General features: G+C 57.9%; 10 protein-coding genes. 5 read left to right on the plus strand and 5 right to left on the minus strand.

Annotation, left to right across the window (positions count from 1 at the left end):
* Positions 1-97: 97 nt before the first annotated feature.
* Together Q0Y21_RS00550 and Q0Y21_RS00555 are read right to left on the minus strand one after the other, a co-directional pair.
* The gene (locus Q0Y21_RS00550) at positions 98-1,174 is read right to left on the minus strand and encodes a TRAP transporter substrate-binding protein (protein WP_297790518.1); all 1,077 of its coding nucleotides are present in this window, start codon (positions 1,172-1,174) and stop codon (positions 98-100) included.
* 134 nt (positions 1,175-1,308) lie between these two features.
* The gene (locus tag Q0Y21_RS00555) at positions 1,309-2,352 is read right to left on the minus strand and encodes an acyltransferase (protein WP_297790520.1); all 1,044 of its coding nucleotides are present in this window, start codon (positions 2,350-2,352) and stop codon (positions 1,309-1,311) included.
* A 125-nt stretch (positions 2,353-2,477) separates the two neighbouring features.
* On the opposite strand from Q0Y21_RS00555, the gene Q0Y21_RS00560 reads away from it, so the two are divergent.
* From Q0Y21_RS00560 to Q0Y21_RS00570, 3 genes are all read left to right on the plus strand, one after another.
* Complete coding sequence (locus Q0Y21_RS00560) at positions 2,478-3,545, plus strand: beta-N-acetylglucosaminidase domain-containing protein (protein ID WP_297790522.1); 1,068 nt, start codon at positions 2,478-2,480, stop codon at positions 3,543-3,545.
* 38 nt (positions 3,546-3,583) lie between these two features.
* Complete coding sequence (locus tag Q0Y21_RS00565; protein ID WP_297790524.1) at positions 3,584-4,099, plus strand: macro domain-containing protein; 516 nt, start codon at positions 3,584-3,586, stop codon at positions 4,097-4,099.
* A gap of 131 nt (positions 4,100-4,230) precedes the next feature.
* On the plus strand, positions 4,231-5,043 hold the full coding sequence (locus Q0Y21_RS00570; protein WP_297792445.1) for a DMT family transporter: 813 nt from the start codon (positions 4,231-4,233) through the stop codon (positions 5,041-5,043).
* Between the two features lie 6 nt (positions 5,044-5,049).
* On the opposite strand, the gene Q0Y21_RS00575 is transcribed toward Q0Y21_RS00570, so the two are convergent.
* Positions 5,050-6,039, minus strand: a complete 990-nt coding sequence (locus Q0Y21_RS00575; RefSeq protein WP_297790526.1) for a ChaN family lipoprotein — start codon at positions 6,037-6,039, stop codon at positions 5,050-5,052.
* A gap of 34 nt (positions 6,040-6,073) precedes the next feature.
* The gene (locus Q0Y21_RS00580) at positions 6,074-6,250 is read right to left on the minus strand and encodes a CopG family transcriptional regulator (protein WP_297790528.1); all 177 of its coding nucleotides are present in this window, start codon (positions 6,248-6,250) and stop codon (positions 6,074-6,076) included.
* A gap of 129 nt (positions 6,251-6,379) precedes the next feature.
* Between Q0Y21_RS00580 and dauA the strand changes: the two genes are divergently transcribed.
* Entirely contained in the window at positions 6,380-8,113 is a 1,734-nt protein-coding gene (gene dauA / locus Q0Y21_RS00585) for a C4-dicarboxylic acid transporter DauA (protein WP_297790530.1), read from the plus strand.
* Between the two features lie 17 nt (positions 8,114-8,130).
* Here dauA and Q0Y21_RS00590 read toward each other — a convergent pair whose 3' ends face one another.
* A complete protein-coding gene (locus tag Q0Y21_RS00590) occupies positions 8,131-9,375 on the minus strand; it encodes a hypothetical protein (protein WP_297790532.1) in 1,245 nt (414 codons plus the stop codon).
* A 74-nt stretch (positions 9,376-9,449) separates the two neighbouring features.
* Between Q0Y21_RS00590 and Q0Y21_RS00595 the strand changes: the two genes are divergently transcribed.
* Positions 9,450-11,396 carry an ion channel DMI1 gene (locus Q0Y21_RS00595; RefSeq protein ID WP_297790534.1) on the plus strand — a complete coding sequence of 649 codons (1,947 nt, stop codon included), beginning with the start codon at positions 9,450-9,452 and terminating at the stop codon, positions 11,394-11,396.
* The last annotated feature ends 235 nt before the right edge of the window (positions 11,397-11,631 follow it).

Consider the following 11,631-nt stretch of genomic DNA (forward strand, 5'->3'; position numbering starts at 1 on the left):
TGATCCCCTGCCAGGTGGTCTGGCGATTTTTCGTTACTAGAAACGACAAAGCCGGGATCACTTCTGGAGCGATCCCGGCCCTGTTACTACCCGTATCTTACTCGACTTCGGTCATGGTGTTGAGGTACGCCCGCTCGGAAATGTTCGTATAGGCGCGGCTCTGTTCCAGGTAGTTCTGCTGGGACTCAATGATCTTGGCCGCCATTTCACTGCCTTCTGCAGATTCCTTCAGCAGTTTCTCGTTGGCATCGTACATCGCCTGGAAGATGTCATTCGGGAACTGCTTGATCTGCACGTTCGGATATTCCTCCTTGATGCTGGCCCAGGCTTTGGCGTTTTCATGCTGGGAGTGCACCAGCATGTCGTAGGACGCGGTGCGCATGGCCACACGCATGATTTCCTGCAGGTCCGCCGGCAGCTTGTCCCACACGCGCTTGTTCACCAGGAACTGGAGTTCGGTAGCAGGTTCGTGCCAGCCGGTGTAGTAATAGTCAGCAATCTGCTGGAAGCCCAGGCGCAGATCCAGGGCCGGACCGACCCACTCAACCGCATCAATGGTGTTGCGTTCAAGGGCGGTATAGAGTTCGCCCGGCGCGATGTTGGTCGGGTTGACGCCCACTTCCGCAAAGACTTCGCCTGCGAAGCCGGGAATGCGCATTTTCAGGCCTTCGAGATCTTCCAGCGATTTGATTTCCTTGCGGAACCAGCCGCCCATCTGTACGCCGGTGTTACCGCCCGGGAAAGACAGCATGTTGTGGGGCTCATAGACTTCCTGTATCAGCTCCATGCCGCCGCCATGGTAGAACCAGGCATACTGCTCCATGGCATTCATGCCGAATGGCATGCTGGTGAAAAACAGTGTCTCGGGAACCTTACCTTTCCAGTAGTAAGACGCGGAGTGGCCCATGTCATACTGACCGGCCTTGACCATGTCAAAGACACCGAAAGGGGCCTTGTGCTTGTTGGCAGAATCAATGCGAACCTTCAGCCGTCCGTCGGACATTTTTTCGACAGTTTCGGCGAAGCGCTTGGTGGTGTCACCAAAGATCGGGAAGTTCGGTCCCCAGGTTTCGGCGAGACGGAGTGTAAAGGTATCTTGGGCAAGCGCCTGTGCGGAGGCAAGGGTAGTTGCGACTGCCAGCACAGTTGCGGAAAGAACAGAACGGATCTTCATTGCTCTTCTATCCTCTGATGTGATTATTGTCTTATTGGGTGTGTCGGGAGCGTTATCCGTTTGGGATTAACAACCCTTTACTCTAGTCCAAAGTAGCAGTAAATGTGGGGAAACGGAAAGCAAATACCGGGTTTCTAAGACGTAGGTCGTAGGGGGATTTCGAGGTGTTTCACAGGTTTGTTCCGGATTTTCCGGAACCATCCCAGTGCTGGTTTCTCGATGGTGTAGTGGATGGCGGAGGCGATTGCCAGCGCCAGCGAGAGGGCCAGGCAGACACCGACCCATCCGGGCAGGCCGACCTCGTAGCCCCAGGCGATCACACCGTAGCCAATGTTCTGATGTACCAGGTAGAGGGCATAGGACAGGCTGCCGAGCCAAAGCATGGCGCGATTCGCCAGTAGGTTGAGATAACCCGCCACCGCAAGCACGAACACCCCGTAACAACCCAGCACGAAGACGTTGAACGGTGCTTTGTACGCCACTGCTGCATGGCCGATGGCGAGCGCGAGCAAGAGCATGTCCAGGGCCATGGGCCGGCCGTGCTGGTGCCAACGGTAAATCAGCATGCCACTGACAAACAGCGGTGCGTATTTCACGAACAGCAGATCCTTGATCAGAAAATCCAGGGCATCGGGGATGGCGTTCCACCAGATGACGCCGGCATAGCTGATTGCCACCCAGATCCACAGGGCGATGCGAATACGGCCCCATTCTTTCAGGCCGTAGAACAGCAGGGTTATCCAGCAATAAAAGGTGGCTTCAATCACCAGGCTCCAGTAGGCGCCGTCTACGTGAGGGAATTCCAGATATTCATGCAGCAGGGTGACATTCAGCAGGGCGCTGCCGAAGCTCACAGCGCGATCCTCCGGTCCCAGGGCATGGACCATCAGGAAGGTGATGGCGATGCCGGCCCACAGCGCGGGCATCAATCGAAAGGCCCGCGCCAGGCCGAACCAGCCTGCGGTCCGGGTCCTTTCCAGGGTCATGAAGATCACAAAGCCGCTCAGAATAAAGAACAGGTGCACGCCGTAGCGGCCATAATCCAGCATGGCAGGAGGAGTGAACGTATGGCCGTACAATCGATCGTAATAAGGCAGGTAATGAAACAGCACCACGCCGAGAGCAGCAATGCCCCGGAGTGCATCAAGAGCTGACAGCCGCTGTGAAGATTCTGCCATAGTCACGATTCCGTGTAGGTTCAGGCTATAGTAGCCTGCTTTGGGGCATAGCAGTACTAGTCAGATATACCGTTGTCTTGCCGCTGGCTTAAGATGTATTAACCTGCTTGTATCGGGAGGGAACCATGAGTACTGAACTTGGCATTATCGAAGGCTTTTACGGTCCCCTGTGGAGCTGGGAGGAGCGGAAAGAGCTGGTGATGGCGCTGGAACCTCATGGTTATGGGTTCTACCTTTATGCGCCCAAGGCGGACGCGTTCCTGCGCCGACGCTGGGATGAGCCTCATCCACACGATGCGGCAGTCAGTCTGGCGGATTTTGCCCATTTTTGCCGCCGGCATGGGGTGCGTTTCGGCGTTGGTCTGAGCCCCTTTGAAGTGTTTAACGACTTTAATGAGGCTGCGCGGCAGGCTCTGACCAGGAAGCTGGCGTTCCTGGATGAAATCGGTGTTCAGGAGCTGGCGATCCTGTTTGATGACATGCGCAGTGATACCCCGGACCTGGCTGCCCGGCAGGTGGACATTGTGCACTGGATCCGCGACCGGACCCACGCGGAACAGCTGACAATCTGCCCCAGCTACTATTCTGATGATCCGGTGCTGGACCGGGTGTTCGGAGACCGCCCCAGTGATTATCTGAGCACTCTGGGCGAGAGGCTGGACCCCGCTATCCGGGTGTTCTGGACCGGGGAGGAGGTCTGCTCGCGGGAGATATCACCGGGGCACCTCAAGCGGGTCAGCAAGGCGCTCGGTCGTAAGCCACTGTTGTGGGACAACTACCCGGTCAATGACGGTGACCGCATGTCCCGGCATCTGCACCTCAGGGGCTTTACCGGCCGACCGGCGGCCAATGCTGCCTATCTGGCCGGGCATGCCATCAACCCGGCGCTGCAGCCGACGCTCACCGCCATTCCCGCCATTACCCTGGCGGAAAGCTACCGGCAGGGGCCGGAGTACCAGTACGGCCAGGCGTTTCGCCATGCCACGCGGGAAGTCCTGGGCATCGATCTTGCCGACGAGGTGATGGCAGACCTGCTGGTCCTGCAGGATGCTGGCCTTCATCGGATCAGCGATGACAAGAAACAGGCCCTGCTGGAGAAATACCGGGGCTATTCCCACGCCGGTGCCGAGGAAGTTGTTCGTTGGTTATCGGGTGAATATCAGGTTACGGATGAAATGGTGCAGACTCAGTAACTCCCGGGGGCCCAGTATCGCAGGAGAGGAGAGCAGCGATGACGGATTTCACCATTGAATGTATCCAGGGCAACATTGCCCATCAGCCGGACATGGATGCCGTGGTTAACGCCGCCAATGCCCAGCTGATGCCGGGCGGTGGCGTTGCCGGCGCCATTCATGCGGCGGCCGGGCCGGGGCTGGCGGACGAGTGTCGCGCCAAGGCGCCTATCAAGCCCGGAGAAGCGGTGATCACCACCGCCCATGACATGCCGAATGCCCATATTATTCATTGTCTCGGGCCGGTTTACGGCGTGGACGAGCCGTCAGACCGGTTGTTGGCAGACTGCTACCGTAATGCCCTGAAACTGGCGGATCAGGCCGGGCTTGAATCCGTGGCGTTCCCGGCGATCTCCGCCGGGGCGTTCGGTTATCCATTGGAAGACGGGCTTGTCATAGCCGTGCGCACCCTTCGGGACGCCGCCCCCGAGTGCCGTCGTGTGCGCAAGGCGCGATTTGTCCTGTTCGGTGAGGATGATCTGCGGGTGTGTCAGGCGGTTCTGGGTCGTACGTAAGTTCAAGTTCGGGCACGACTATCGAACGGTACGCTGGATTGCTTCGGGCGCGTACACTCCGGCCATAACAACAAAACCATGGGGGGGTGCTTGTGGTCCAGCTACGCGTGTTTTGCTTAACCGCCCTTGCGATGACCGCCTTTGCAGGAAACTCCTTGCTGTGTCGGGTGGCGTTGCGGGACACCGACATCGATGCCGCGAGTTTTACGTCGGTGCGTCTGGTGTCCGGAGCCCTGATGCTCTGGCTGCTGTTGTCACTTCGTGGTAATCGGCAGCCCCTCAAATACGGTTCCTGGGGATCCGCATTGGCGCTGTTTGCCTACGCAGCCACTTTTTCCTTTGCCTACGGTGGGGTGTCGGCAGCCATGGGAGCGCTGCTGTTGTTTGGTGCGGTGCAGGCAACCATGATCGGCATTGGTATCTGGCATGGCAATCGCCCCAATGGGATGCAGTGGGCAGGTTTTGTCGTGGCGTTTTCAGGACTGATCGGCTTGCTGCTTCCGGGGCTCTCTGCGCCGCCCGTTGGCAGTGCGATGTTGATGATTCTCGCGGGTGTTTCCTGGGGAATCTATTCCCTTCGGGCGAAAGGGGCGGGTGAACCGACTGCTGTTACAACCGGCAATTTTATCCGTTCGGTACCATTGGCGCTGGCCCTCAGCCTGGTCATGCTTTTCCGTGTGGAAATGGATGCCGACGGATTCCTCTACGCGGTCGCTTCCGGAGCGATTACCTCTGGTATGGGCTATGCCATCTGGTACATGGCGCTGCCTCTGTTGCGGGCAACATCGGCCGCCACCGTTCAGCTTAGTGTGCCGGTGATCGCCGCTTTGGGCGGCGTTCTGCTGTTGAGCGAACCCCTGACCCTGCGGCTGGTGGTGGCCGGGGTGGCCATTCTGGGCGGTATTGCCATTGTGATCCTGGCCGGTAACAGAAAGCCGGCCTGAGTTGGGTCAGTCGCAGGATATGTCCGCGGCCTGGCGAAACTGCTCCCGGATGGCATTCCTGCGGCGCTCGTTGTCTGTGTATTCCTGCGGCAGGGGCTGCAGGAAGTACAGAAAATCCCCTTTCTGCTGATGGGCTTCGACCAGGCCCTGGAAGTCATCCCCGGGCTGCCAGAACGCCGGACTGATAACGGCCACGGATAAATCTGGGCGTTTCTTCTCCAGTACGGCCACCATGCCCAGGCGACTTTCAGCGTGGAAGGTGCCCGTCAGGTGAATTACCTGGTGACCGGGGTAGTCCCGCAGCGCCTGGATTACCTGGTCTGCCATGGTGTTATCCCGCAGGAGCTGGGCCTTGTAGCTGTTTTCAAAGCGGGCATCGGTGCCGGAGCTGTGGTTTTTCCCCAGGGTGTCAAAGAATTTCTCCCGGTAAGCTGGGGTGTCTGTGAACGGCGACTTTGGTAACTGGCTGCGCTCAGCCATTTCCAGAGAATCCAGGTAGACCTCACCCTGGCGTCCGATACAACGAACGGTATCCGCGGGGGCGTTGGCGGCAACGACCGGAATGTTCCGGGACTTGGAAAACTCCACCAGGGGGCGATAGGAGGCCTTGTAATTCGACCAGGCCCGGGCATCGGCAATCAGCTCGGATTCTCCGGACAGTCCGGCCAGGTAGCGATCCAGTTCCTGCTGATGGTCCAGAGTGAACTGTTCCATAGTCAGCACCTGATGCGGGCGCTGTTGGTATAGCGCGGACTGGAGCAACGATTGCAGCAGGTGGGAACCGTGGTGGCCGTGATATTCCCCGATGACGATCACGTCGGCAGCCCGCAGCTGGCTGGCCAGCTGGTTAATAGAGAGCAAAGCCCCTTTGCCATTCGTGATGATGGCATCGTATTGCGTTTGCGGCGGCAGCACCTGCGTCCGATGGCTGGGCAGGGCCGTGCAGCCCGCAAGGAGCAGGTATGTAAGCAGCAGGGTCAGGCGCAAGGCATTCATGGTTCTCTATACGACCACGAAACACATTCGGTTGTCAGCTTTCAGGTGGGTTTTCTCGCCAGTTTTCACCAAGTCTCGCTTCCACGTATTCGCGAATGAACTGCCGGACCTTCTGTGATGGTGTGACATCCTCTTCTTTGCACAGGGCTTCAAAGGCGGCTTTCTTTTGGGGATCTATCAGCAGGGTCAGGCGGGCTGTACGGTTTTCCATGGTTGTTCATCACGCTCGTGCAGTTGTTGGCGGGTCTTGCATACATCATATGTTAATCAGATTAACATTGAATGACATTATGATGAGAATATAATGTAAGCATAGCTGATTCAACAGTCGAGAACCTTCATGCCGCACCGCGCCCACCTGTTTTCCCTGCGACTGGCACACGCCTTCCGGGAGGCCTGTCTCTATGAGCCTTACACTGGCCGGCGCCTGTCCCGGGATGTGATGGCCGGGTTGACGGTGGGGATTATTGCCATTCCGCTGGCCATGGCTCTGGCCATCGCCAGTGGTGTTCCGCCCCAATACGGGCTTTATACCGCATTCATTGCCGGTTTCCTGATCGCCCTGTTGGGCGGCAGCCGGTTCAGTATCTCAGGGCCGACCGCTGCGTTTGTTGTCATCCTTTATCCCATTGCGCAATCCCATGGTCTGGGTGGCCTGTTGCTGGCGACGCTGATGTCCGGTGTGCTGCTGGTGATCATGGCGCTTATGCGTCTGGGGCGGTTCATTGAGTATATTCCGGAATCCGTCACGCTGGGGTTCACTGGCGGTATTGCTGTAGTCATTGCAACTCTGCAGGTAAAAGACTTTTTCGGGCTGAGCCTGGAGACCATGCCCGAGCATTTCTGGGACAAACTTGCTGCGCTGGCTCAGGCGCTGCCAGGCGTGGATGCCATGAGTACACTGGTGGCGGTCACGACACTGGCCGTTATGCTGCTGTGGCCCCGCCTGAGAACGCCTATCCCGCCCCACCTGCCTGCTGTGCTGTTTGGCAGTCTGCTGGCACTGTTTCTGAACACCAACGGTGCCGACATTGCAACGATCGGTTCCCGTTTCAGCTATCTGATGCCTGGCGGTTCAGCGGGGACCGGTATTCCCCCCTTCCTGCCGGAATTTAACTGGCCCTGGCTGCGCCCGGATGCTGAGGGCCACCCACTCGGCATCAGTTGGACCATGGTGCAGGAGCTGCTGCCAGCGGCGTTTGCTATTGCCATGCTTGGCGCCATTGAATCCCTGTTATGCGCGGTTGTACTCGATGGCATGACCGGAAAACGCCACAGTGCCAACAGCGAGTTGCTCGGCCAGGGCATTGGCAACATTGTCACCCCGTTCTTTGGAGGGATTACGGCAACGGCTGCAATCGCCCGTTCCGCTGCCAACTACAAGGCTGGAGCCGAGTCGCCGGTGGCGGCGATGATTCACGCTGCTGTGGTGTTGCTGGCCCTGGTTTTTCTGTCCCCATTGTTGGCGTACCTGCCGATGGCGGCCATGGCCTCGTTGTTGATCATGGTGGCCTGGAACATGAGTGAAGCGCCGAAATCGGTGCACCTGCTGAAAACCGCTCCGAGGAGCGATGTGCTGGTTTTCCTCACCTGTTTTTCCCTGACCGTGGCACTGGACATGGTGATCGCCATTACCACCGGTATCCTGCTGGCGGCCGTTCTGTTCATGCGGGAAATGGCTCAGATGACCAGGGTCACGGATATTACCGGCAACCAGCGCATAGTGAGCGCCGGACTGCCTGAGGGCTGGCAGGTCTTCAAGATCAATGGTCCGCTGTTCTTCGCGGCGGCTGATCGTATCTTTGGCGAATTGGCCGGTCTGTCCCGTAATGCCCGTGGCTTTATCCTTTACATGGACGGTGTAACGGTCCTGGACGCTGGCGGGTTGTCGGCCCTGAACAAGCTGGTTGAGGTCTGCCAGGCAGAAGGCACCCGGATCGTGGTCGCCGATCTTCAGTTCCAGCCGCTGAAAACCCTGGCGCGGGCCGGCGTAGGACCTGTTGAGGGTGTCAGCAGTTTCTACTCCTCCCTGGAGGCCGCCCTGACCGCGGTCAGGGCCCGGCCCAGCCGGTAGTGCGTTCCCTGAAACCGTTACATTGGCCAGTGCAGTTGAAGGTTGCCGCCGCCGAACCCGAATTTGTGCAAGTAGAATGTCGGGTTCAGTGTCAGTACCGCATGATCCTGTTTGGAAATGATGGTTTCGAACGGCAGCGCAAGCTTGCCGGTAAAGCCATGATGGCGGCGGTCGCGGTTCTCGGCAAAGCTCTGGCGAATGTCGGGAGTGCTCAGATATAGCCCCGGGGATAACCGGGACCTGGGAGATAATGGAAGGGATAAGCCGCCGTATACAGTGGGCTCCCGGCGCCGGACGGATCCGATATCGTTCAGCGCCCTGCCGAAGAATCCTTCCTCATCCAGGTCAAGGTATGACAGACCGATATGGGGATGAAAGCGTCGTCCGGTATCCGTCACGCGGCTATCCAGCTTGATGTGGTCGCGGGAGAAGGCGGAGGAAGCCGGCTTATCTGCGCCGAATAGCTGGTAGTCCCGGCGTGTCCGTTCGCCGCTGACTTCCAGGTGCCAGCGCCAGTTATTCCAGCGGAAGCGATGGGTCAGCGCGGCCTTGAGGGATTCGTTTACCACTTGCAGGTTTTCGGTTCGGCTCAGAAACTCGGACTTTGGTGACACTGTGAGGGAGGCTGTAGTGCCGAGGGTCGGGTGTGTCGCTTCCGGCGCCTGGTGCCATTGCATGAAAAAACTCTGGGGCTTGTGAATGAACTCGTCGTCGGTATCGGATTTGTCATTGAAATACGTGTCCGGCAGGATCCAGCTGCCATGAATCCAGCTGTTTCCGTTGAGATATTGGCGGGCACTGAAATAGACGTCAGACTCTGATTTATTGGAGAACACGTCCCCCTGAATCCACAGCTCCGTGCGGTCCGTCAGGTTATGGCGGAAACCCACTAGCTGGCGTTGGTAGGCTCCGTCCAGGTCCTCGCTGCGCTGGATATCGAGCAGGAACCCTTGCCGGTCGTGGTCAAACCCGAAGTCGTTGCGGAAACGGAAATCCAGATACAGGCGTCGGCTACTGACACTTCCCCCGGTGCCTCTGATGCCGTTATCCGTGACGGCCGGGATTGCCTGCAGGTGATCAAACGTCAGTTCATGGAGGAAGCGTTCGGTGTTGTAGGCCTCATCCCGCCCCTGAACCACTGCATCCTGTCGCCAGGGTTGGGGAAGGTGAGCATTGCTGGATAAGGCATGGGGAGCCAGGGCGCCCGAGATGGTCAGGGTGATGCCAAGAACGATTCCGTTGGAAATCAGGCGCCGCTTCATGCTCTTCGGGACCTTCGTCAGTGTTATTACGCTATGCTACGTGTGTTTTGCATCCAGGGGCAAAAGGAAGCCACATGCTGCCATTTCGCATTATTGATCGAATCAAATTTATTGTAGAACGTCAGCTGGTTAAGGGGGCGGGATTTCAGTTGCTGGTGGTCGGCGTGTTCATCGGTCTGATCTCTCTGATTGGCGGTTTGCTGGTGATGCCCCAGGACGATGCCTTTGACACCACCGGCTCGGCCATCTGGTGGGCTTTCCTGCGTCTGACCGACCCGGGGTATCTGGGGGACGATGTCGGCACCTGGCAGAGGTTCGTGTCCACGCTGCTGACCATCAGTGGTTACGTGGTTTTCATGGGCACGCTGGTGGCGATCCTGACCCGCTGGTTGATCGCCAAGATGGCTGATCTCGAGCGCGGGCTGACACCGGTCACCCTGAAGAATCACGTGGTGGTACTGGGCTGGACCAGTCAGACCCTGCCGCTGCTTTCTGAACTGCTGGGCTCGTCGGGGCGAATGCGCCGGTTTCTGGAAAAGCACGATACCCAGACGCTCAATCTGGTGGTGCTCTCGGAACATGCTTCGGCGTTACAGGTCCATGAATTGAGGAACGAGCCGGGCATCAGGGGTAAGGCTCGTCGAGTTATTCTGCGCGCCGGGTTGGCCATCCAGCCGGACGCGTTGCATCGGGTCGCCTGCCTGGACGCAGCGGCGGTGATTGTTCCCAGTGCTGTCCATGAGGCGGGCACGCTGGTGACCTCCGATGTGGAAACGGTCAAGGCATTGTTGTCGATTGCGGCCCAGGCGCGGCATTTCGGCGCCCCCCTGCCTTTTGTAGTGGCGGAAATTCAGGATATCCGCAAGCATCCGGTCATCGAGCGCGCCTACCCGGGGGCGGTAGAAGTGGTGGGTGGCGATGCCACCATCAGTCGGTTGATGGTACAGAATATCCTGCATCCGGGATTATCCGAGGTTTACAACGAACTCCTCACCGCTGGTGAAGGGAATGAAATCTATGTGCGTGGCGGTGAGTCCGTTGCTGGTATGACTCTGGGAGAAATCGCGGCCCAACGTCCGTTGGCTGTTGTGCTGGGGATTCTGAAGCCGAGAGGGAGCAGTTGGGATGTGCGACTGGTTGCCCCCTCAGATACTCCGATTGAAATGACGGATCGGGTCATCATGCTGGCCCGCGATTATTCGGAAACTGAAGCCAATTCCAAGCTCGCTCCGTTGTCCGTCATTACCCGGGGGGAACCCGGTCGGTACCTTCACAAGACCGCAGGCCGTCCTCGTACGGTGCTGGTGTTGGGGTGGAATCGCCGGGTGCCCAGTTTGATTGCGGAGTTTGGCAGTTATGTGCGGCAGCCGTTTAATGTGGATATTGTTTCTGTCGTGTCGGCGACAGAAAGGGAGCGGGATATCGCCAGGTACATACAGGATCACCACCAGGTCACCTGCCATCATATTGAGGCGGATTATATGGTCGAGGATGAATTGCGCAATGTCCGCCCTGCCGATTACGACGCCGTCATCCTGCTGAGTAGTGACCGCCTGGCTTCAGGTGAGGAGGCCGATGCCCGGGCGATGGTGGGGTATCTGCAACTGGAAGATATTCTTGCCGAGAGCTACCGCAGGCCTCAGATAATCATGGAGCTGAGCGATCCTGACAATCGCCATCTGTTATGCGGTCACCAGAGTGAGATGATGATCAGCCCGATGATTCTCAGCCATGTCCTGGCGCAGGTGGCCTTGCGAAGGGAATTGCGGGTAGTGCTCGACGAACTGTTTACCGTGGGTGGTGCGGAAATACAGTTTCGTGATCCTCGGGATTACCCGTTGCCCGCGAGTGTCGATTTTCATCTGCTGGAGCGAATCCTGTCAGAGCGAGGCGAACTGGCATTGGGAGTGTTTCGACACAGTGGGGGCTCAGATGGCAGGCGCCTGGAATTAAATCCACCGCGCAAGCGGTTTCTGGACCTTCAGCCGGATGACCAGTTGGTTGTGATGGCGAATACCTGACGCCGAATGGCGAGGCAGCAGGATCGGGGCCAGGTGTGTTTATTCTGGCTGTCTTGATCATTCACCAGGAAAATGCCGAAAATAGATAATATAAATTTCAATTATAAATTCAAAGGTACTAAAGTAGCTTCCATCGTCAGCAGCCTGAGCGATTTTTGAGCGGGTTGTTGGCTCACTGGAGTAGTATTCTGCTTCTGATGAAGAGCACCTCAAACCCTAAACGACAGGACTGAGA

Source organism: uncultured Marinobacter sp., from assembly GCF_947259545.1.
In the GTDB taxonomy this organism is placed as follows: Bacteria; Pseudomonadota; Gammaproteobacteria; order Pseudomonadales; family Oleiphilaceae; genus Marinobacter.

Excerpts from the sequence above, each read along its gene's own strand:
- Q0Y21_RS00555 (WP_297790520.1), bottom strand. The coding sequence starts at position 2,352 with ATGGCAGAATCTTCACAGCGGCTGTCAGCTCTTGATGCACTCCGGGGC.
- Q0Y21_RS00580 (WP_297790528.1), bottom strand. The coding sequence starts at position 6,250 with ATGGAAAACCGTACAGCCCGCCTGACCCTGCTGATAGATCCCCAAAAG.
- Q0Y21_RS00565 (WP_297790524.1), top strand. The coding sequence starts at position 3,584 with ATGACGGATTTCACCATTGAATGTATCCAGGGCAACATTGCCCATCAG.
- dauA (WP_297790530.1), top strand. The coding sequence starts at position 6,380 with ATGCCGCACCGCGCCCACCTGTTTTCCCTGCGACTGGCACACGCCTTC.
- Q0Y21_RS00595 (WP_297790534.1), top strand. The coding sequence starts at position 9,450 with ATGCTGCCATTTCGCATTATTGATCGAATCAAATTTATTGTAGAACGT.
- Q0Y21_RS00560 (WP_297790522.1), top strand. The coding sequence starts at position 2,478 with ATGAGTACTGAACTTGGCATTATCGAAGGCTTTTACGGTCCCCTGTGG.
- Q0Y21_RS00550 (WP_297790518.1), bottom strand. The coding sequence starts at position 1,174 with ATGAAGATCCGTTCTGTTCTTTCCGCAACTGTGCTGGCAGTCGCAACT.
- Q0Y21_RS00570 (WP_297792445.1), top strand. The coding sequence starts at position 4,231 with ATGACCGCCTTTGCAGGAAACTCCTTGCTGTGTCGGGTGGCGTTGCGG.
- Q0Y21_RS00590 (WP_297790532.1), bottom strand. The coding sequence starts at position 9,375 with ATGAAGCGGCGCCTGATTTCCAACGGAATCGTTCTTGGCATCACCCTG.
- Q0Y21_RS00575 (WP_297790526.1), bottom strand. The coding sequence starts at position 6,039 with ATGAATGCCTTGCGCCTGACCCTGCTGCTTACATACCTGCTCCTTGCG.